Source organism: Siminovitchia jepli (assembly GCF_047228825.1).
Classification (GTDB): Bacteria; Bacillota; Bacilli; order Bacillales; family Bacillaceae_C; genus Siminovitchia.
Window position 1 is genome coordinate 60,801 of record NZ_JBFEGN010000005.1, and the last position, 21,707, is coordinate 82,507.

The following is a 21,707-nucleotide window of genomic DNA, read 5'->3' on the forward strand; positions in this document are numbered from 1 at the left end:
AATCTCCCTTTCGGGTTATTCTTGTTTTTCCAAGGCTTGCTGAATCATTTTTTTGCCGTTGGCCGCCAAAAGATGGTCCGGCTGAATGGCAAGTGCCCGTTCGAAACAATCCATTGCCTTGCCAGCATCTTCCAAATGGCCTGCATAGGCCACACCCAGGTTATAAAAAGCATCGGAATGATTCGAATCGAGCTTCGTTACTGTTTTGAACTGCTTGATTGCCTCTTCCAGGACACCCGCCCGGGCCAAAGCAAGTCCGTACTGAAAAGCGGCTTCGGCATCTTTTTCGTCCAGCTCAACGCTTCTTTGCAAATACGGAAGCGCAAGCTCATTTCTCCCCAAATTGACAAAACACATTCCCAGCATATAGTGAACGTCATTCGACTCATGTCCCGAAGATAGCGCTTTTTGAAACATATTCGCAGCTTCCGGATATTTCTCCTGCTTAAAATATAAGTTTCCAAAGCTATAATAAGCGGCGGAAGCCTGCCCATCCAATTCCACGGCCCGTTTTAAAAATTGTTCCGCCCGCGCAAACTCGCTTAACGAGAGCAGAACGTTGGCAAAATTGACATAGGCGGCCGCATCCTTTGGATTTTCCTCAATTGCTTCCGTAAACATTTGAACCGCTTTTTCAATATTACCTTCCTGTAAATATTCAATGCCTTTTACATTTTTATTCATATGTCACACTCCGTACTGGTCAATATAAGCATTATATCATACGAAATAGGTGATCTGCCTGCACATACAAAAACCCCTGTCACTTCACTTACTGACAGGGGGATGGATCAGCCGACGTACGTAAGCCGGCTTTCATTCCGGTAAATCTCATCAATCGTTCCGCCTCCCAGACACACTTCCCCGTCATAAAAAACGACGGCCTGCCCCGGCGTAACCGCCCTTACGGGCCGGTCAAATATCACTTTTACCTGCTCTCCAGGCAGCCGGACAACCGTTACCTTTTCATCCGGCTGGCGGTAGCGGAATTTGGCTGTGCAGGAAAATTCGGCAGGCTTTTCTTTTTCGGATATCCAATTGGCATTTACAGCCAAAATGGCGTCTGAATATAAAGCAGGATGATGAAAGCCCTGCTCAACGTATAGTACATTGCGTTTCAAATCTTTGCCGACGACAAACCACGGGTCTCCCGCACCGCCGATGCCCAGCCCATGTCTTTGACCGATTGTGTAATACATGAGGCCGTCATGGGTGCCGACTTTTTTGCCATCCAGCGTTTCCATATTTCCTTTCTGGGCGGGGAGATAGCCGCTCAGGAATTCTTTAAAGTTCCGTTCGCCAATAAAGCAAATGCCGGTGCTGTCTTTTTTTTCAGCAGTGGCAAGGCCTGCCTTTTTGGCAATTTCCCTTACTTCGTTTTTTTCCAGGCCGCCCAGTGGGAACATGACTTTTTGCAGCTGCTGCTGGCTGAGCTGGTTCAAAAAGTACGTTTGATCTTTGTTTAGGTCAACTCCTCTGAGCATGACCACTTCATCGCCCCTGCGCTCTACTCTGGCATAATGTCCCGTTGCCAAATAATCTGCTCCAAGTTTAAGGGCGTGATCCAAAAAAGCTTTAAATTTGATTTCCTTGTTGCACATGACGTCCGGATTCGGTGTCCGGCCCGCCTTGTATTCATCAAGAAAATAAGTAAATACCTTATCCCAATATTGCTTTTCAAAATTGACAGCATAATAGGGGATGCCGATTTGGTTGGCGACCCTGATCACATCGTTGTAATCTTCCGTTGCGGTGCATATGCCAAATTCATCGGTATCATCCCAATTTTTCATAAAGATGCCGATGACATCGTATCCTTGCTCTTTTAACAAAAGCGCCGCTACCGATGAGTCGACACCACCCGACATACCGACGACGACGCGTGTATCTTCCGGCGCTTTATTCATTGTCATACTTCCTTTCACTCCGAAAGAAGCATGCGGACGATATCCGCTGTTTTTTTGGCGGCTTCTTTCACTTGTTCATCCGTATTTCCGAGTCCAAAGCTGAAGCGGACAGAATTTCTGATTCTGTCGCTTTCCTTGCCGAACATGGCGGTCAGTACGTGGGACGGTTCCAGTGATCCTGCTGTACACGCCGATCCGCTGGATGCCGCAATGCCTGCCAAATCAAGGTTCACGAGAAGCGGCTCCACATCCGTTCCCGGAAAACTGACATTCAGAACGTGCGGAACAGAATGCTCCAAGGATCCGTTAATGGAAAAATGGATTCCTTCTGCTTTTAAGGTTTCCACAAAAGTATCCTTCAGTTCCCTATAATGGGAACTTCTTTCATCCGAAGATTGGGCAGCAATCATGGCTGCCTCGGCAAATCCGGCAATGGAAACGAGATTTTCCGTACCCGGCCGCTTTTTTTGCTCCTGCTCCCCTCCGAATTGCCTTGGGTTTAGGCGGGTTCCTGTTCTGGCATAAAGAAAACCGTTGCCCTTCGGTCCATTGATTTTATGCGCGGACGCCGATAAAAGATCTACATGAAGATCGTTGACATCCAGTTTTTCCGTACCGTATGCCTGGACGGCATCCGTATGAAAATAGGCCTGATGGTCCAAAAGGAGCGTTCCAATTTCTTTGATCGGCTGGATTGCGCCCACTTCATTGTTTGCCATCATGATGGTGACTAGAATGGTTTCAGCGCGAAGAGCGTTTTTTACTTCTTCAGGGTGAATCATCCCGTTTGCATCAGGATCAAGAAAAGTCACATCAAATCCTTCACCTTCCAGAAACTTGCAGGCATCGAGAACGGCATGGTGCTCAAATGATGAAGTAATAATGTGCTTTCCTTTTTCCCGGTTTGCCAGCGCAGTGCCTATAACGGCGAGGTTATCCGCTTCAGTTCCGCCGCTTGTAAAAACAATCTCATTGAACTTTGCGTGAATCGTTTGGGCGATCGCTGTTCTCGCTTCATCCAAAATACGGCGTGCTTCCCGGCCCACAGTATGAATGCTTGAAGGATTTCCGTACACGTCCTTCATCAGTTTAAACATTTTTTCTGCTGCTTGTGGATGTACAGGCGTTGTAGCAGCATGGTCCAAATAGATGATTGTTTTCATTGTTCCCACCAGTTCCCAAAAAATTAAATATAAAACATATAAGGCTCTACATCATCGTCTTCCCGATGATTTGCCAGATCCTCCACCGTTGTGTGGTCAAGAACATCTTTGACCGCATCACGAATTCTTATCCATAATTCCCTTTTGGCCGGCTCCTCATCCTCTATCCCTTCAACCGGGCTGATGGGCCCCTCCAGCACTCTGATAATGTCTCCGGCTGTGATTTCCGAAGGTTCCTTGGCGAGTATATAACCCCCATAAGCCCCCCTGATGCTTTTCACAAGTCCCGCATTGCGAAGCGGTCCAGCCAGCTGTTCCAAATAATGTTCGGAAAGGTTGTGGGCCTGGGCAATCGATTTTAAAGAAATCGGCCCCTGCCCGAATCTTTTGCCGAGTTCGATCATAATCGTTAATCCATAGCGGCCTTTCGTTGATATTTTCATAAACTTGCACCTCGTTTTATTTCTTCCATCATTTGTATTTTTGATTTTTTGTACAGCCATCTATTCGTTAATGCCTGACATTGCGGCAGTGCAATACCGATAAACGTCCCGGCAGCCAAACTGAAAATGATTGTACCAATAAACACGGGGCCGCCCAACAGCCAGCCAATCGCCAAAACGGCGACCTCCATAAAACGTCTCGCATTGGATATTTTCCATTTCGTTTTGGCTGTAAGAGCAAGCATAAAGCTGTCCCTTGGGCCTGCTCCAAGCTCAGCAGATAAATAAATCCCCATTCCGTAGGAATAAATGATCATTCCCGCCATAAACATGAAGATTTTTCCTATCCAGCCTTCAGGCTCTGTTATAAATGGAAGCATCATGAACATATCAATAAAAAGTCCAATTAAAATCATATTTAAATAGGCACCAAACTTGGGCCACTGCCTCATCATGAGGCCGGAACTGCCCAAAATGGCAAATCCCACAATAATGCTCCACGTTCCGATCGTAAGCCCCAGCTGATAATAAAGGCCGACGTGGAGGACATCCCAGGGAGAAGCCCCAAAGTCGGATACAATCATGAGTACCATCCCTAACGACATGACGAGAAGTCCAAAAGTAAAGATGAATAAACGGGCGAGCAGATAATCTGATTTACGCATATACCGAAACCCCTTTGCATTGCTCCATTATATCATAATCATTATCCAATATGCATATTTGGCAGCGATTTGATATGATAGATATATGAAAAACAGAACGGGAGTTTGGAGTGGATTGTATGAGTACACAGCCATTGGCTTATCGAATGAGGCCGCGCGCGATCACAGAAGTAATCGGACAGCAGCATCTTGTGGGCGAAGGAAAGATCATTGCCAGAATGGTGAAGGCAAAACAGTTGTCCTCCATGATTTTATACGGCCCGCCCGGCATCGGCAAAACATCGATCGCAAATGCCATTGCCGGAAGCACCCAATATGCGTTCCGGTCATTAAACGCCGTAACAAATAACAAAAAAGACATGGAAATCGTGGCAGCGGAAGCAAAAATGAGCGGAAAAGTGATCTTGCTGCTTGATGAGGTTCACCGCTTGGATAAAGCGAAACAAGATTTTCTTTTGCCCTATCTTGAAAATGGGATGATTATATTAATTGGCGCAACGACAAGCAACCCTTATCATGCAATTAACCCGGCCATTAGAAGCCGCTGCCAAATCTTCGAGCTTTTTCCTTTGGATGAGGAGGACATGAAGAAAGCGTTGCATCAGGCGCTGGACGATGAAGAAAGAGGGCTCGGAAAGTATGATGTTTTCGTGGACGATGCTGCCTTAAACCACTTTGCCGCCGCATGCAGCGGTGATGCAAGGAGCGCCTTGAATGCCCTCGAGCTTGCTGTACTTTCAACCGAACCGGAAAAAGACGGAGCCATCCATATTACACGCGAAATCGCCGAGGAATGCCTCCAGAAAAAGAGCCTTGCCCATGATAAGGATGGAGATGCCCATTATGATGTTTTAAGTGCTTTTCAAAAATCAATCCGAGGCAGTGATGCAAATGCGGCCCTGCATTATTTGGGGAGGCTGATTGAAGCCGGGGATTTGCCGAGCATCACCAGAAGGCTCCTAGTGATCGCCTATGAAGATATCGGCCTTGCCAGCCCCCAGGCAGGACAAAGGACGTTGGCTGCTGTCATGACGGCCGAAAAAATCGGATTTCCCGAAGCGCGAATCCCGCTCGCCAATGCGGTTATCGAATTATGCCTGTCTCCCAAATCCAATTCTGCCAACAAAGCGATTGACGAGGCTTTGCACGATATCAGGGCGGGGAAGAGCGGGGAAGTGCCGCTTCATCTTAAAGATGCCCATTATAAAGGGGCCAAAGCGCTGGGAAGAGGCAGCGATTATAAATATCCGCACGATTATGAATCGGGCTGGGTCAAACAGCAATATTTGCCGGATAAATTAATCGACAAACAGTATTACAAACCAAAAAAGACAGGGAAATTTGAACAGGCTCTTGCATCCGTTTATGAAAAAATAAATAAAAACCCATGAGAACGGGACGTTGTAATTTTTCCGTCCCGTTTTTCTTATTCATCATGAACCCGCTGAATGTGAATATCTTTCAGTAATTGCCGTACAACATAGCTGGCCATGATCAGCCCGGCTGTCGACGGTACGAACGCATTGGACGAAGGGGGCATTTTCGCTTTGCGAATATGAGATTGCTCATTGCCCACCTCTTTCAATGCTTCTTCCCTCGCCACGATCGGGCTTTCATCCGAAAAGACAACAGGAATCCCTTTATTAATCCCTTCTTTCCTGAGCCTTGTCCGAATGACCTTTGCAATCGGGTCTGTATGGGTTTGGGAAATATCCTTGATCATAAACCTTGTTGGATCCATCTTATTTGCCGCACCCATGCTGGAAATTATCGGTACATTTCTTGTGAGGCACTCTTTCATTAAATGGATTTTATAAGAAATGGTATCTGATGCATCCACGACAAAATCAAGCGGATACCGAAAGAACTCTTCATGCGTTTCTTCCGTGTAAAACATTTTGAGCGCAATCACTTCACAATCAGGATTAATATCTTTAATCCGCTCTTTCATCAAGTCTGCCTTCGGCTGCCCCACCGTTGACAACAGGGCAATGATTTGTCTGTTTACATTCGTAATGTCCACAACGTCTTTATCAACTAAAATTAATTTGCCTATCCCGGACCGGGCCAGCGCTTCCGCTGAAAAAGATCCGACTCCGCCAATGCCAAGAACGGCAACGGTACTGTGTTTTAAAAGATCCAGCCCCTCTTTGCCGATGGTCAATTCATTGCGGGAAAACTGGTGCAGCATGATCATCAACTCCAATTGTTTAGAACTCGGAATAAGAATAATGGAAAAACAGGTTGCTGGCAAGAAAATAAAAAAGCGGCCCAAAATGAAAAAGGCAACCGGCAATATTTTTTGCCCGTTGCGAACCTTCCCCATATAAACGAAAAGTCCCAATTGTGCCGTCTTTGAATCCTTTGTTTTGAACCCGCTCTCGGCAGGTGGGTGCCCTGTTCCAGGCTTCACGCGTCCTTTTTACAAAGGCTTGCCATCAGCCGGGAAACACCAGGCTCCCGTAGTTAAAACTTGTCGGTCAAAACGATAAGGTATGGAGACGTACACATCAGGACTTTTCTTGTTGAATAAATACTAACATACGGTTTTGAATATATCAATTAAAAACAAATGGGAAATTTGTCATCTTATAGTCGGGTTTACTACCGGTAAAATTGACTAAATATTCCCCTGATTTTCTTTTTTCATTTTAAGCTCGTTAATGGCCTGCCCGTCTAAACGCAAATGCAGCTCTTCCAGCTGATCGCTGCTGACCTCATCAGGAGCCTTCATAAGCAAATCGCTGGCGCTGGCCGTTTTTGGAAAAGCAATCGTATCACGCAGGCTTGGGCGTCCGGCAAGGACCATCACCATCCGGTCAAGGCCGAGGGCAATCCCTCCGTGCGGCGGAGTCCCGTATTCAAATGCTTCCAATAGAAAGCCGAACTGCTCTTTTGCCTCTTCGATCGTAAACCCGAGGGCTTTGAACATTTTTTCTTGAACGTCCCGTTCAAAAATCCGCAAAGATCCGCCGCCTAATTCATATCCGTTTAATACGAGGTCGTACGCTTGGGCGCGGACACGGGCAGGGTCCGTCTCCAAATGCGCCAAATCTTCGCGTACAGGCATCGTAAAAGGATGGTGGGCGGCTGTAAACCGTTTTTCTTCTTCGTTATACTCCAGAAGCGGCCAATTCGTTACCCATAAGAAATTGAATTTTGTTTCATCAATAAGATTTAAATCTTTGCCCAGTTTCAATCTGAGGGCACCGAGGGAATCGGCTACGACTTCACGGGTATCCGCCACATATAAAATCAAATCACCGATGTCTGCCTGGAGCGCATCCGTCAGTTGCTTCGTTTTTTCTTCGTCAAAAAACTTGGCAATCGGTCCCTTAATCCCGCCATCTTCCACTTTCATCCACGCAAGCCCTTTCGCCCCGTATCTGCCGGCATATTCTCCGAGCGCATCAATATCTTTTCTTGAATATTGTGCTGCACCGCCTTTGACAACGATGGCCTTCACTTGACCGCCTTTTTGGACTGCGCCTGCAAATACTTTAAAACCGGAGTCTTTAACGATCTCCGATACATCGGTCAGTTCCATTTCAAAGCGGGTATCCGGTTTATCGGAACCAAAACGCGCCATCGCTTCGTCATACGTAATGGTTGGAAACGGAGTGGAAATCTTGATCCCTTTTGCTTTTTCCATCACCCGTACCATCATGTTTTCCACCATGGCCATAATCTCATGCTGATCCATAAAGCTTGTTTCGATATCCACTTGGGTAAACTCCGGCTGGCGGTCGGCCCGCAAGTCTTCATCCCTGAAACAGCGGGCGATTTGATAATATTTGTCAAATCCGCTCACCATCAGCATTTGCTTGAAGATTTGCGGGGACTGCGGCAGTGCATAGAATTCTCCTGGATGCACCCTGCTTGGAACGAGGTAATCCCTTGCGCCTTCGGGTGTACTTTTCGTTAATATCGGTGTTTCAATTTCCAGAAAACCGTCGTCATTTAAAAAGCTGCGAATGGTATTGGTTACGTCATGCCGCAATTTAAACACGTCAAACATTTCCGGACGGCGCAAATCCAAATATCTGTACCGCAGGCGAATATCCTCTGCTGCTTCCGATTTATCTTCAATCATAAACGGAGGGGTCTTCGCCTTGTTTATAATCGTTACTTCTTTGACGATCACCTCAATCGTTCCTGTTTTGATTTTAGGATTAAACGTGCTTTCATCCCTTTTTACGACCGTTCCCTTTACATCAATGACATATTCATTACGGATCGTCTCGGCGATCTGCAATGCTTCTTCCGATGTTTCCGGACTAAAAACGATTTGTACGATCCCCGTCCGGTCACGCAGATCGATAAAGATGAGCCCCCCCAAATCGCGGCGTCTTTGAACCCATCCTTTTAAAACAACGGATTCTCCAATCGCGCTCTCTTCCATTTCGCCGCAATAATGCGTTCTGCCAAACATACAATGCTCCTCCTTATTGATTGCCAGATTTCAATAGTTCAACGATATTTACCAGGTCCAGGCTTTTTTGCTCTCCATTTTCCAGGTTCTTCACAAGAGCCTTTCCTTTTTGTAATTCATCTTCGCCAATAATGACGGCATATTGGGCCTGCAGCCTTTCAGCCGCCTTGAACTGGGCCTTTAATTTCCGGCCCATGTAATCTTTATCCGCTGAAAAACCGGCGCGGCGCAGCTGCTGTAAAAGCGGGACAGCGTAGTCTTCCGCTTCCTCGCCAAGGGCGATGATAAAATAATCAACGGATTCCTCCTGCGGGAGCGTTACACCTTCCGCTTCCAATGCACTCAAAAGCCGCTCTACACTTAGTGCAAAGCCGATTCCCGGTTTATCCGGACCGCCGACTTCCTCTACAAGCCCGTCATATCTTCCGCCGCCGCACAAAGTCGTAATGGCCCCAAAGCCTTCAGCCTCACTCATAATTTCAAACGCGGTATGGTTATAATAGTCCAATCCCCTTACAAGGTTTGGATCGACAACGAAATCAATTTCCATTCCTTCCAGCAGTTTTTTTACCTTCTCGAAATATTCGCGGGAAGATTCGTTCAAATATTCAAGAATGGAAGGAGCTGTTTTCATGAGCTCATGATCACGGTCTTTTTTACAATCCAATATCCGAAGCGGATTCGATTTAAGCCGTTGCTGGCAGTCGTTGCAAAATTCACCGATATTCGGTTGGAAATGGGAAACGAGCGCTTCCCGAAGAGCCGCCCGGCTTGAACGGTCACCGAGGCTGTTGATGACAAGGCGAAGCTTTCTCAAACCCAGCTTTCTGTAAAACTCCATTGCAAGTGAAATCACCTCAACATCGATCGCCGGGTCGTCACTCCCGATCGCCTCGATGCCGAACTGGACAAACTGGCGGTAACGGCCGGCCTGCGGGCGCTCATAACGAAACATCGGACCAATGTAATACAATTTCACAGGCTGAACGGTTTGCCCATACATTTTATTTTCGGCGTAGGACCGGACAACGGCCGCCGTTCCCTCCGGCCTCAAAGTCAGGCTTCGGCCTCCCCTGTCCGTGAACGTGTACATTTCTTTTTGCACAATATCCGTTGAATCCCCGACACTTCTTTGGAAAAGTTCTGTCTGTTCGAACAGGGGCGTTCGAATCTCTTTATACTGGTATTTTCGGCAAATATCCCTTGCCGTTTTTTCAATGAGCTGCCATTTTTCCACTTCTCCAGGAAGTATGTCCTGGGTTCCTCTTGGTATTTGAATACCCAAGCTTACATCCCCCTTGTTCATTTATTCTAAAATAAAAAACTCCCGGTCTCTTGTTTGAACAACAAGGGACGAGAGTTATTTCCCGCGGTGCCACCCTTATAAAAGCATTTCGCTTTCACTTTCACAAATAACGCCTGTTCTCGCGTCCTTCCCCTACCGGGCATCAATGCCGTTCGAAGCGGATTCCTACGGAGTGTCTTTCACCGGAATATTTGTGGAAATATTTTCAGCCGCGATATTTCCTCTCTGCTCAAATAAGACCCCGATTACTTTCTCCATCATCGGTTTTTCATTTTCATTTACTTTCTTAATCATACGAATGCGTAAAAACTTTGTCAACAGGTTTAGCCTTTGGCCAGTTTTCTTTTTAAAGCATTTCGTTCAGAATGCGATAATCCCATTTCCAGATCTTGTTTCGTTTCAAAAATCGGATCATTTTCCAGCATATTCTGAAAATCAAGCCCGGTATAATGGGGAATTTTGACAGAAGCGAGATGGCTTTTCTCGTTTGCCCTCATGTAAAAACCTCCAATAATGATATTATTCCTATTGTTCCCCACAGAAACATTTTCTATAATTGAAAAAGGATTTCTTTTTGAATGAAAAAATGGACAAGCCCCTTCTTAAATTTCCTCCCCCATGAGATAATGTGGCGGAGAAAGAAAGGCGGTTATATTTTGGGTAAAAAAAAGCTTCTTATGATCGTTTTACTTCTGCTGCTCATTGCAGTATGCATTCATCTTCCTTCCTGGATCACTGCCGACTCCATCACAGTAGAAATTACCGGCGATGTGGTGAATGTACGGGAAAAGCCGGGCACCTCACATTCTATCGTTACCCAAATTAAAAAGGGAGAAACGTACCCTGTTGAAAAAGAACAGGGTGATTGGTACGAAATCAAACTCCCTTCCGGAAAGACGGGCTGGATTGCCAATTGGCTGGCGGCAAAACAGGTAAATACCGGAATGCAGTCAGGCATGGTAAATGTGGATGGTTTAAATGTTCGTGCCGATGCCACTGCGAGCAGTGATGTTGTCGGAACATTAAACAGTGGCGAAAAAGTGAAGATTATCCGGGAAAACAGCGGCTGGTACGAAATCTCGTATGAATCGGGGACAGCATGGGTAAGCGCACAATATGTAGAAAAATCCCCCGGCAAACGTGATGCATCCGTTTCCGAAGAGCGCAATATAGCGATTCTTCATGACGGGACAAACATTCGCAAAAAACCCGAATTGGAAGCTCCAATCCTGGGTACGGCACATGCCGGAGAAGTTTATGAGGTCATGGGCGAAAAAAATAACTGGTACAAAATAAAGACGGACAATGGAAAAACCGGCTTTATAGCCAGTTGGGTTGTATCATCGACAAACAGGCCTGTATTGCATCATCAATCCGGAGGCGGCATTTCCGGGAAAACGGTTGTTATCGATGCGGGACACGGGGGCTATGATCAAGGGGCCAAAGGAAGCTTGGGTACGATCGAAAAGGACTTGACCCTGGAAACAGCCAGACTGTTGGACAAAAAGCTGAAAAAAGCTGGAGCTAACGTCATTATGACGAGAAGCCGCGACGAATATGTTCCGCTATACAACAGGACGAATACAGCGATCGAAAACAGGGCGGATGCCTTCATCAGCCTGCATTACGACAGCATCGAAGATACGGTTACAAACGGACATACGACTTATTATTATTATTCCTATGATAAGAAACTGGCTGATACGATTCATTGGCATTTGGGCAATGAGATCAAATTGAAAGACCGCGGTACGAAGTTTGGCAACTACTACGTACTCAGGGAAAACAGCCAGCCTTCCATATTGCTTGAGCTGGGCTATTTGAGCAATGCAGCCGAAGAGCAGGCCATTGATACGAAACGGTATCGTGATACCGTTACAACAGCCATTGTAAAAGGTTTAAAGGATTATTTCTCCAATTAGGAACAAAGGAGGCATCGCCGAAGCACAACAAAAAACCTTTGCAAGGCAAGCGCTGGCTAAACTAAAGGGGCCTTTGCCATCGAAGCAGCTGGCTCAGGTCCTTTCCCTTGTTCCTTCTCGCTTCGACTAGGCTTTAACTTCCAAGCCGGAAGCAGCAAAGCTCTTTAGCAGTATATTTGCCTGAACGAATTTGGCGGCTTACCCATTATGCTTCTTTTCTAAAATCAAGGTCACCGGCCCGTCGTTGATCAAATCAACCTCCATCATCGCCCCAAAAATCCCCGTTTCTACATGTATACCTTTGTTTCGCAGCATTTCGTTGAATTGATCGTACAGCTCCCTTGCCCAGTCGGGCCTGGCGGCCTCCACAAAGCTCGGGCGCCTGCCTTTGCTGCAATCGGCATAAAGCGTAAACTGCGATACAGACAGGATGGCCCCTGCAACATCCTTTAAGGAACGGTTCATTTTACCGGCCTCATCTTCAAAAATACGCAAGTTTACGATTTTATCGGCGAGCCACTCCGCTTCTTTTTCAGTATCTTCATGGGTGATGCCGACAAGCAATACAAAACCTTTTCCGATACGGCCTGCCGTTTCGCCATCAATCATTACTTTTCCTTGTTTGCATCTTTGCAAGACAATTTTCACTATCCGTCATGCCCCTTTAATTCATGATTCTGTGAACTGCATAAATATCCGGAATTTGTTTGATTTTATCCACCACTTTATGAAGATGGCCGATGTTATGAATCGCAATCGTCATCATGATGGTCGCCATTTTATTCCGGTCCGTGCGTCCACTGATTGCCGTGATATTGGTTCTTGTACCGCTCACCGTTTGCAGCACTTCATTCAGCAGTCCATGCCGGTCATAACCGAGGACTTCAATGTCAACATTGTACTCTTTTCGGGAGTTGGAATCTGTTTCCCATTCAACCGGAATGAGCCGGTTTTCATGTTCATTGGCTGCAATATTCGGGCAGTCGCACCGATGGACGGAAACACCTCTGCCCTTTGTAATAAAACCGATGATTTCATCACCGGGTACCGGGTTGCAGCAACGGGAAAGACGAATTAAAAGGTTGTCGGCTCCTTGCACCTTTACGCCCGCTTCATGTTTCTTCGGCCGGACCGTCGTTTTGCTTTCAGTCACGATCTCTCTGATTGCTTCTTCTTCGTTGCGTTTTTTCCTCCATTTCTCCGTCAGCCGGTTGGCCACCTGCTGTGCAGAGATGCCGTTATAGCCAACTGCTGCATACATGTCTTCCTCGGTGGAAAAATTAAATTTCTCGGCCGTTCTTTCAATGTTCTCGGGAGTCAGAATGACTTTGACGTCAAAGTCCAGTTCCCTGATCTCTTTTTCTACCATTTCCCGGCCTTTCACAATATTTGCTTCTTTTAGCTGCCGTTTAAAAAATTGCCGGATCTTGTTTTTCGCCTGGGAAGTCTGGGCGAGCTTCAGCCAATCCTGGCTAGGCCCATAAGAATGCTTGGATGTCAAAATTTCGACAATATCGCCAGTGTTCAATTTATAGTCCAGCGTGACCATTTTCCCGTTGATTTTTGCCCCAATCGTTTTATTGCCGATCTCCGAGTGGATGCGGTAGGCAAAATCAATCGGAACCGATCCTGCAGGCAGCTCAATCACATCGCCTTTGGGCGTAAATACGAACACCATGTCAGAAAACAGGTCAATTTTTAAGGATTCCATAAACTCTTCAGCGTTGGCCGATTCGTTTTGAAATTCTAATATTTCCCTAAACCAGGACAGCTTTTTGTCAAAGGATGCCTGCTGATCCGGGGATTTTCCTTCTTTATAAGCCCAATGTGCAGCAACCCCGTACTCGGCAATCCGGTGCATTTCGATTGTTCTGATTTGTACTTCCAGCGGTTCCCCTTTTGGCCCAATGACTGTCGTATGGAGTGACTGATACATATTGGGCTTGGGCATGGCAATATAATCCTTGAACCTGCCGGGCATCGGCTTCCAGCATGTGTGGATGATCCCGAGGACAGCATAGCAGTCCTTGATGCTGTTAACGATAATCCTCACGGCAAGCAAGTCATATATTTCGTTGAATTGTTTATGCTGCAGGCTCATTTTCCGATAAATCGAATAAATATGTTTGGGCCTGCCGTACAGCTCGGCTTTAATATCCACTTCCCGAAGCCGCTCTTTCATTTCTTCAATGACATTGTCAAGATACTCTTCCCGCTCAGCCCTTTTTCTTTTCATCAGGTTGACAATCCGGTAGTATTGCTGGGGATTTAAATAGCGGAGAGAAGTATCCTCCAGTTCCCATTTTATTTTGGAAATTCCGAGCCGGTGGGCAAGCGGTGCAAATATTTCCAGCGTCTCGTTGGCAATTCTTCTTTGCTTTTCCTGGGGAAGATGCTTGAGCGTCCGCATATTATGAAGCCTGTCCGCCAATTTTATCAAAATGACCCGAATATCTTTTGCCATTGCCACGAACATTTTCCGGTGGTTTTCGGCCTGTTGTTCCTCATGTGATTTATATTTGATTTTTCCGAGTTTCGTAACGCCATCGACGAGCATCGCCACTTCACTATTAAACTCCACAGACAATTGGCGGATCGTCACTGGCGTATCTTCAACGACATCATGGAGAAAGCCCGCTGCCACAGTAGCCGGATCCATTTCGAGATCAGCCAAAATGCCGGCCACCTGGATCGGGTGCATAATGTATGGTTCTCCGGATTTGCGGTACTGATCCTTATGAGCCAATCGAGCGAAATCATATGCTTTTTTGACAAGCTCGACATGTTCCTCGTTTAAATATTTACTTGTACGTGCTAAGACGTCATCTGCTGATAAAACATTATCATTTGCCACAAGGATCACCTTTTTAAAGTTAAATTTAATGAATAGCCGTTTTTTATATATTATCGAGATAGATTGGAAACTTGTAAAGTGCAACGGCCCATTTCCAGTAATTATATCTAATTATAGCGAATACTGATGAAAAAAAGCACCCGGATGAGTGCTTTGACCGAAAGATTTTCCTTTTACCGGGATGTAAATGGCATCATTCCGGCGCGGTCATAGGGCCGGCCGATTTTATTGAGACAATCCAATTGGCAGCCGCTCCCATGAATGGAGTGAAAATCGAACCATATATTTATTTGCACCCGGAACAGGCCGATACGATCACAAAAAATGTAAATCCATGCGATGTCACTGTACTCCGGTTCACTTCCCTATTATTTTTCGGCAGAGTCCCGTAATCATTATGCCTGAAGCAGGATGAAATGACGATCGCAGTACCGCTGCTTTCAATCGTTTATAAAGACAACATACCCATTGAACACATTTCAATAGATTTGTTGGATGCCTCTTTCTTTTTCAATGTCCGTATACATCATTCCTTCCCAACCGCGGCGCCAACGTTGCCGCCCTGAAAAGAATCCTGCCAACATTAGACTAAAACTTGATCAATGATAATAAATCATAACCTTCAAGTTTTTGTCTTCCAACCAAATAAGTGAGTTCAATCAGGAAAGCAATTCCGGCAACGATCCCTCCCAAACGTTCAACGAGTTCAATCGTCGCCTCAATCGTTCCGCCTGTCGCCAGCAAATCATCCGTAATGAGAACCCTTTGACCCTTTTTGATTGCATCTTTATGGATTGTTAAGGCATCTTTTCCGTACTCTTTTCCATATTCCGCTTTAATGGTTTCCCTCGGAAGCTTGCCTTCCTTCCTGACCGGGGCAAACCCGACGCCGAGTGCATACGCTACGGGACAGCCGATAATAAACCCCCGCGCTTCCGGACCGACGACGATATCCACCTTTTTTTCACGGGCGTAACGGACCATTACATCAGTGGCATATTTAAATGCTTCTCCATTATCCATTAGAGTCGTGATATCTTTAAAAAGAACGCCTTTTTTTGGCCAATCCGGAACGATTGTAATATATTGTTTTAAGTCCATGCGTCCACTTCCTCCTCACGCGGAATAGAGTGCGCAACTCTCTCCGAAAACCAATTTTTTAATTCAGGGTAAGATGAATATAAAAAGACATTTTCAAGCTTGATCATCTCTTGTTTTTTCTGAAACGAGGGCGAATCCCCCAAATCTTTTTTCATTTTTGCCTGCTTAAGAGAAATGATCCCATCATCTATTTTAACAAAATCAAGCTCAAGAAACACTTTTGTCATGAACCGGACGGTTTCCTTGGACCAGCCCCTGTGTGCCGCCAAATCTTCTCCGTATTTATGTATATTGAATGTTCGTCTTTTTGCCAGAAAAGCATAGTACCATTTAAAGTGATCCCGCGTCGGGATGGTATGAAAAAAATGTTCCCGTTCATGGAAGAAATGGACATATATCCGGTCCGGTTTTTTACCTTTAACCAAGCATTCGATCACCGCAGTCTCAGGGGGCAAATCAAACAATACGACGTTCTTGCCGTCCATTACATATTGTTTGGCCTGCTCCTGATTTTCAATCAACACAATACGGACATCCTGAAATTCGGGAATGCGGCTTATTGTTTTTTCTTGAAAAATGATCATTTCCGCATCTTTGCCACGAAGCAGGGGCGCCCATGCTTCAAACGGCCGGTTTCCCCGAAAATCAAACAACTGCCATTCGTTGATGGCCATATCCCTAATTAATATTTGCGGTTTCCTCTTATTATTCCATTCATTGATCGACAGTTCTCCAATAACGGACAGTGTTGCATCCGGCGATATATCGTCGGCCAGATCCCCGAGATGAAAGCCGACTCCATCCAATAAAGTACTGTTTTGGCTCAAAGTCAATTTCAGATGGGCTTGATTTCCGCCTATTTTTCTGGCATGACTAACTTTGGCATTTTCGATCAGGAATGCCGGTTTTGGGTTGGCTGTCCCATATGGGGCAAGCCGTTCCACTTCTTTGATAGAGTCCAGAGTAATTTCATCAAGCGGAATTGTTGCATCAAGCTCGGTAACGGGAACCAAATCCTTGGCGCCTAGCTGGCGGTTCGCTGCCCGGTTCAGCCGGCGGCGAAGTTCATCAACATCTTTTACATCCAGTGTCATGCCGGCTGCCATCGGATGGCCGCCGAAATGCGGAAGAATGTCGGCACATTCCAAAAGATTGGCAAACAAGTCAAATCCGGGAATGCTTCGGGCCGAACCTTTTGCCTTGCCGGTATGAGAATCATAGCTTAGGACAATCGCGGGCCGGTAAAACCGTTCGGTAATCCTTGAAGCGACAATACCGATTACACCGGCATTCCAACCTTCTTTCCCGATCACGAGCACTTTATTTTCGGAAAGGGGATAAGCCGCGGCAATCATTTCGATCGCTTCTTTCGTCATTTCTGACACCAATGTTTGCCGCTGTTTATTCAATTCCTCAATTTCATCGGCCAAAAGAACTGCCTCATCCATATTCTTTGCCATCAACAAGTTTACAGCAGGATCGGCACTTCCCAGCCGTCCCGCCGCATTCAGGCGGGGTCCGATTGCAAAGCCTAGCGTTTCTTCGTTCATATCGGCAAACTGGACGCCTGCCAATTTGCCAAGGGCAAGCAGGCCGGGCCTTTTTGTCGCTGACAGCATTTGCAATCCCTTCTTGACAATGAGGCGATTTTCTCCTGTAAGGGGGACAAGATCACAGACCGTGCCAATGGCCGCCAAGTCAAGCAAATCATGCGGAATTTTTCCGTATAATGCATGGGCAAGCTTAAAGGCAACGCCCACTCCCGCCAAGCTTGGAAAAGGATAGGCGCCTGCCTTGAATTTCGGGTGAATGATGGCAAAAGCTTCAGGAATTTCATCCCGCAATTCGTGGTGATCCGTAATAATCAAATCAATACCGAGCTCTTTCGCCACGAATGCTTCGTGTATCGCCGAAATGCCGGTATCAACCGTAATAATCAGTTGAATGCCCTCGGCAAAAGCTTTCCGGAAAGCGGCTTCATTCGGCCCGTAGCCTTCCGTAAAACGGTTTGGTATGTAGAAATCAACTACCGCTCCCATTTCCTTTAAGACAGTCATCAACAACGACGTGCTGGTAACGCCGTCGGCATCATAATCGCCATACACAAGAACAGGTTCTTTTTTGTCGATCGCCCTTTTGATTCGCTCCACCGCATTTTGCATATCAGGCATTAAAAATGGATCGTGAAATTCAGCCTGCTCAACATGCAAAAAAATTCTTGCCTCTTCGGGAGAGTCAAATCCCCGATTGACAAGCAATGCGGCGGCAAGTGTACTGATACCAAGCTGCCGGGCCAGCTCCTGAACCTTGTCTCTGTCTGTACGCCGGACGATCCAGCGGGTTTTCGCTTGTAACATTTCTTCACCTCTCAGAGCATCTATTATACAGAAGAGACCAAGCCCTTTCAACGGAAAGAAACGGCTTTTTCACCACATTATTGTTCTTGTGTTTCATCATCATCCCCAGCATAAAACGGATTAATATGCATCAGGACATTATGGACATTTGGATGCTGGAGAAGCAGTCTTTTCACCTTTTTCCCGACTCGGTGGCCTTCTGCAACAGTCATATCCGGATCAACCGCAATCTTTAAATCAATAACGACGTAATAGCCCGACTTTCGGGCATACAGCTCGTCAATTCGTTTGACTTCAGGAACAGAAGAAACGATTTTTCTAAATTCAACTGTTTCCTGTTCATCCAGCACGTGATCCAATGTATTATATATCGCTTCGGCACCAAGCTTCCATGCCATCAAGACGACCATCAGGGACACCAACAATCCGGCCACGGGGTCGCCGTAAACGAGCCAGTTGATTTGAAAATGCTTGCCGAGAAGGGATGCACCGATCCCGGCCAGGGCCGCCAGCGAAGAATAGACGTCGGAACGATGTTCAAATGCGTTGACAATGAGCGCTTCACTGTTCAGTTTTTTGCCGAGCCGGTATTTATAGCGAAACAGGATTTCCTTTACAACAATCGAAATAACGACGGCATAAATTGCCAATCCCCCCGGCGCTTTGACCGGGTTAAAAAAGGAAGAGAACGAAGACTTTCCGATTTGCAGCCCCGCGATAAATAATATGACGGCAACGATGATCGCGGCGATCGACTCCGCCTTGCCGTGACCATACGGGTGCTCCTCATCGGGCGGCTGTTTCGCTGCACGCAACCCTACATACACCGCCAGTGAACCGGCAATATCGGAAGCTGAGTGAATGGCGTCGGCTATAAGGGCTTTACTTTGTGATTGCAGCCCGATCATGCCTTTGACAATCGTCAACAATACATTAATGATAATCCCGATCCAGGCGGCAAATTCCGCCTGCTTAAACCGACGGTTTTGTTCCATAAAAACATTCTCCTTAAACCTTTGCTGGTATTATACTGCCCTTTTTAACAAGAAAAGCCGCAATATGCGGCTTTTCTTATAAATTTGCTCTTTCGGCTTTTGGCCTCTTACTTCCCAGAAAGAACGCACCAGCGTTTTTTCTTATAAATTGGCAGTTCGCCCATTTAAACAAATCCAACCTGCCGCTCTGACTTCTAAGATAAACGCGCCCGCGTTTTTCCTGCTTAAACCTGCGGCTCATCCGACCATTTCTTTTTCTCTTTTACAGTTACGATCGGACCTTTTTTCTTTAACTCTTTTACTTTCAGGTCATACCAAAGCTGCGCAGAGATAAAAATGGATGAATAGGTTCCGGCAAGCAGCCCTACCAGTAAAGCGACCGAAAAGGCCCTGATGGACTCGCTTCCGAATATGAGCAATGCGACCACTGTAATAATGACCGTTAAAACGGTATTGATGGAGCGTGTCAAGGTTTGCCGCAGTCCGGTGTTGACGATATCTGCGATATCTTCCTCGGTCCGCAGCCGTTTTTTCGCCCTCATATTTTCCCTGATCCGGTCAAATGTAACAATTGTGTCATTGATGGAGTACCCGACTATCGTCAAGATGGCGGCAATGAAAGTCAGATCTACCTCCAGCCTGGTCAGACTGAAAAACGCGACGATGAAAAAAGCGTCATGAACCAGTCCGAGGACTGACGACAAGCCCATCGAAAACTCAAATCGGAGTGATACATATATAATGATGCCAATGGCGGCGATCACGAGGGCATATAATGCATTTTTGGCCAATTCTTTTCCAACTGTCGGCGACACCGTACTTACATTTGGGTCGGAACCATATTTATCATTGAACCGCTCTTTTAATTGGGCTATTTCTTCGTTGGTCATGACACCTTTATATCGGGCGACACCAATTTCCTGGTTAGCACCCGACAGGACGATATCATCTGTTTGAATACCGGCAGCAGCCAATTCCGACTTTACTTCTTCGGTTGTTAACGGCTTTCCGGCATCAAATTCAATCCGGGTTCCGCTTGAAAAGTCAATTCCCAGGTTTAATCGGAACATGCCGAGAACGATGGCGCCCGCCAAAAGCAAAACGATTGACAGCCCGTAAAATTTCTTTCTGTTGTGAACGAAATCAAAACGGTCAAACGGAGTTTTTAAATCATGCGCCGTCACGTTTTCCGCCAAGTCGTGAATTTCCGATTTTTTCACGCCAAACCAGCCCGGTTTCTTATTGAGGAACTTGCTGTTAATCCAAAGTCCAAGCAGGAGCCTGGAACCATAAACTGCCGTCAGAAAACTCATTAAGATGCTCAAAATAAGCATCGTGGCAAATCCTTTTACCGAGCTTGTCCCGAAGTAAAAAAGCACTGCGCCCGCCAAAAGGGTCGTAATATTGGCATCCAAAATAGCAACAAAGGATTGTTTATTTCCCGCCTGAAAGGCGGAACGAAGTGAACGTCCCAGTTTGATTTCTTCTTTTAATCTTTCATATGTCAGGATGTTTGCATCCACTGCCATGCCGACCCCGAGAATCAAAGCAGCAATTCCCGGAAGGGTAAGCACTCCATTCATTAAAGAAAATACGAGTAAAATCAAATAAATATAAATCGATAATGTGATCGTTGCAATGACACCCGGAAAACGGTAATAGAAGATCATGAACAAGAATATGATCGCAATCCCGATGATTCCGGCGGTAACCGTCTTATCCATTGCCTGCTCACCAAACTTGGCTCCCACGGATGTCGAATATACTTCCTTTAATTTCACGGGAAGCGCCCCGGCATTCAACAAATTGGCGAGGTTTTCGGCTTCTTCTTTTGTAAAGCTGCCTTCAATGGAAACATCCGTCTGGTTGAACACCCGGTTTACGTTGGGCGCAGACAACAGTTTCTGATTGCCTTTTACGGCCGCCTCTTTATAAGAGTCTACTCCTTCTTCAAAGTCCATCCAGATCGCCAGCTGGTTGTTCGGTTTCATGCTGAGAATTTTTTTGGTGACTTCCCTGAATTTCTGTTTGTCTTTTAATTGCACAAGGACGATTGGCTGGTTTGTGTCAGGAGAAAAGCTCATCTTGGCCGCTCCTTCGACAAGGTCCGCCCCATTCAGCATGACATTGTCATTTACATCACGAAATGTAAGGGTAGCCTGGGTGCCAAGAATCTCCCTTGCCTGATTTTGGTCTTCCACCCCTGCCAGCTGGACCCTGATGCGGTTATTGCCCTCAATTTGTATGATTGGTTCGCTCACGCCGAGCACATTAACACGCCTGTTTAACGCATCTGTCGTATGCACGAGCGTTTCCCGGGTAATTTTTTGGCCATCTTTGGCCGGTTCCACTTCATATAACACCTCAAATCCGCCTTGCAGATCGAGGCCAAGCTTAATGTGATCGATAATATTTTTTGTAGTGGTTCCGGTAATTCCGGCCAGGCAAATAATGATTAGAAAAAAGGCGATAATCCTGCTTCTTTTTACCATTAAAAATAAGTCCTCCTTGGAAATGAAGAGCATTCAATTTTGAAAAAACTTCCATTTAGATTATGAAACA

18 protein-coding genes, 1 other RNA gene and 1 other annotated feature are annotated in these 21,707 nt (G+C 46.1%); of the genes, 3 read left to right on the forward strand and 16 right to left on the reverse strand.

All coding sequences use genetic code 11. From position 1 onward, the window contains the following. Positions 1–15 precede the first annotated feature (15 nt). The 5 genes from AB1L08_RS04395 to AB1L08_RS04415 form a co-directional block, all read right to left on the reverse strand. Positions 16–684 carry a tetratricopeptide repeat protein gene (locus AB1L08_RS04395; protein WP_413063466.1) on the reverse strand — a complete coding sequence of 223 codons (669 nt, stop codon included), beginning with the start codon at positions 682–684 and terminating at the stop codon, positions 16–18. A gap of 107 nt (positions 685–791) precedes the next feature. Beyond that, complete coding sequence (gene mnmA, locus AB1L08_RS04400) at positions 792–1,907, reverse strand: tRNA 2-thiouridine(34) synthase MnmA (protein WP_413063467.1); 1,116 nt, start codon at positions 1,905–1,907, stop codon at positions 792–794. 14 nt (positions 1,908–1,921) lie between these two features. Next, positions 1,922–3,070, reverse strand: a complete 1,149-nt coding sequence (locus tag AB1L08_RS04405) for a cysteine desulfurase family protein (RefSeq protein ID WP_413063468.1) — start codon at positions 3,068–3,070, stop codon at positions 1,922–1,924. 23 nt (positions 3,071–3,093) lie between these two features. Beyond that, the gene (gene cymR, locus AB1L08_RS04410) at positions 3,094–3,513 is read right to left on the reverse strand and encodes a cysteine metabolism transcriptional regulator CymR (protein ID WP_413063469.1); all 420 of its coding nucleotides are present in this window, start codon (positions 3,511–3,513) and stop codon (positions 3,094–3,096) included. Beyond that, positions 3,510–4,178 (reverse strand): YczE/YyaS/YitT family protein, encoded by a 669-nt coding sequence (locus tag AB1L08_RS04415; protein ID WP_413063470.1) that lies wholly within the window; start codon positions 4,176–4,178, stop codon positions 3,510–3,512. Before AB1L08_RS04415 ends, cymR begins: the two co-directional genes overlap by 4 nt. Positions 4,179–4,297: 119 nt before the next feature. Here AB1L08_RS04415 and AB1L08_RS04420 point away from each other — a divergent pair, with 119 nt between their 5' ends. Beyond that, on the forward strand, positions 4,298–5,569 hold the full coding sequence (locus tag AB1L08_RS04420) for a replication-associated recombination protein A (RefSeq protein WP_413063471.1): 1,272 nt from the start codon (positions 4,298–4,300) through the stop codon (positions 5,567–5,569). A 35-nt stretch (positions 5,570–5,604) separates the two neighbouring features. Here the strand turns inward: AB1L08_RS04420 and AB1L08_RS04425 are convergent, their stop codons facing one another. From AB1L08_RS04425 to AB1L08_RS04445, 5 genes are all read right to left on the reverse strand, one after another. After that, positions 5,605–6,369, reverse strand: a complete 765-nt coding sequence (locus AB1L08_RS04425; RefSeq protein ID WP_413063501.1) for a tRNA threonylcarbamoyladenosine dehydratase — start codon at positions 6,367–6,369, stop codon at positions 5,605–5,607. Positions 6,370–6,511: 142 nt separating this feature from the next. Then, positions 6,512–6,698, reverse strand: a non-coding RNA gene (gene ssrS / locus AB1L08_RS04430) — 6S RNA. Positions 6,699–6,798: 100 nt separating this feature from the next. Continuing rightward, on the reverse strand, positions 6,799–8,610 hold the full coding sequence (gene aspS, locus AB1L08_RS04435) for an aspartate--tRNA ligase (RefSeq protein WP_413063472.1): 1,812 nt from the start codon (positions 8,608–8,610) through the stop codon (positions 6,799–6,801). A gap of 13 nt (positions 8,611–8,623) precedes the next feature. Beyond that, a complete protein-coding gene (gene hisS, locus AB1L08_RS04440) occupies positions 8,624–9,895 on the reverse strand; it encodes a histidine--tRNA ligase (protein WP_413063473.1) in 1,272 nt (423 codons plus the stop codon). A gap of 61 nt (positions 9,896–9,956) precedes the next feature. After that, positions 9,957–10,186 (reverse strand) — a binding site (T-box leader). Between the two features lie 53 nt (positions 10,187–10,239). Further along, a complete protein-coding gene (locus AB1L08_RS04445) occupies positions 10,240–10,413 on the reverse strand; it encodes a hypothetical protein (RefSeq protein WP_413063474.1) in 174 nt (57 codons plus the stop codon). Between the two features lie 159 nt (positions 10,414–10,572). Between AB1L08_RS04445 and AB1L08_RS04450 the strand changes: the two genes are divergently transcribed. Next, positions 10,573–11,838 (forward strand): N-acetylmuramoyl-L-alanine amidase family protein, encoded by a 1,266-nt coding sequence (locus AB1L08_RS04450; protein WP_413063475.1) that lies wholly within the window; start codon positions 10,573–10,575, stop codon positions 11,836–11,838. A 198-nt stretch (positions 11,839–12,036) separates the two neighbouring features. Here the strand turns inward: AB1L08_RS04450 and dtd are convergent, their stop codons facing one another. Continuing rightward, positions 12,037–12,486: a D-aminoacyl-tRNA deacylase gene (dtd, locus tag AB1L08_RS04455; protein WP_413063476.1), complete on the reverse strand. Its 450-nt coding sequence runs from the start codon at positions 12,484–12,486 to the stop codon at positions 12,037–12,039. A 16-nt stretch (positions 12,487–12,502) separates the two neighbouring features. Next, positions 12,503–14,692: a RelA/SpoT family protein gene (locus AB1L08_RS04460; protein WP_413063477.1), complete on the reverse strand. Its 2,190-nt coding sequence runs from the start codon at positions 14,690–14,692 to the stop codon at positions 12,503–12,505. Between the two features lie 257 nt (positions 14,693–14,949). Here AB1L08_RS04460 and AB1L08_RS04465 point away from each other — a divergent pair, with 257 nt between their 5' ends. Beyond that, positions 14,950–15,084: a hypothetical protein gene (locus tag AB1L08_RS04465; protein ID WP_413063478.1), complete on the forward strand. Its 135-nt coding sequence runs from the start codon at positions 14,950–14,952 to the stop codon at positions 15,082–15,084. A 196-nt stretch (positions 15,085–15,280) separates the two neighbouring features. On the opposite strand, the gene AB1L08_RS04470 is transcribed toward AB1L08_RS04465, so the two are convergent. The 4 genes from AB1L08_RS04470 to secDF all read right to left on the reverse strand — a co-directional run bounded on the left by AB1L08_RS04470 (position 15,281) and on the right by secDF (position 21,637). Continuing rightward, a complete protein-coding gene (locus AB1L08_RS04470; protein WP_413063479.1) occupies positions 15,281–15,793 on the reverse strand; it encodes an adenine phosphoribosyltransferase in 513 nt (170 codons plus the stop codon). Then, positions 15,784–18,150: a single-stranded-DNA-specific exonuclease RecJ gene (gene recJ / locus AB1L08_RS04475; protein ID WP_413063480.1), complete on the reverse strand. Its 2,367-nt coding sequence runs from the start codon at positions 18,148–18,150 to the stop codon at positions 15,784–15,786. The genes AB1L08_RS04470 and recJ overlap by 10 nt, the downstream gene beginning before the upstream one ends. A gap of 77 nt (positions 18,151–18,227) precedes the next feature. Beyond that, positions 18,228–19,145, reverse strand: a complete 918-nt coding sequence (locus AB1L08_RS04480) for a cation diffusion facilitator family transporter (RefSeq protein ID WP_413063481.1) — start codon at positions 19,143–19,145, stop codon at positions 18,228–18,230. 224 nt (positions 19,146–19,369) lie between these two features. Next, positions 19,370–21,637: a protein translocase subunit SecDF gene (secDF, locus tag AB1L08_RS04485; RefSeq protein WP_413063482.1), complete on the reverse strand. Its 2,268-nt coding sequence runs from the start codon at positions 21,635–21,637 to the stop codon at positions 19,370–19,372. Positions 21,638–21,707: the final 70 nt, after the last annotated feature.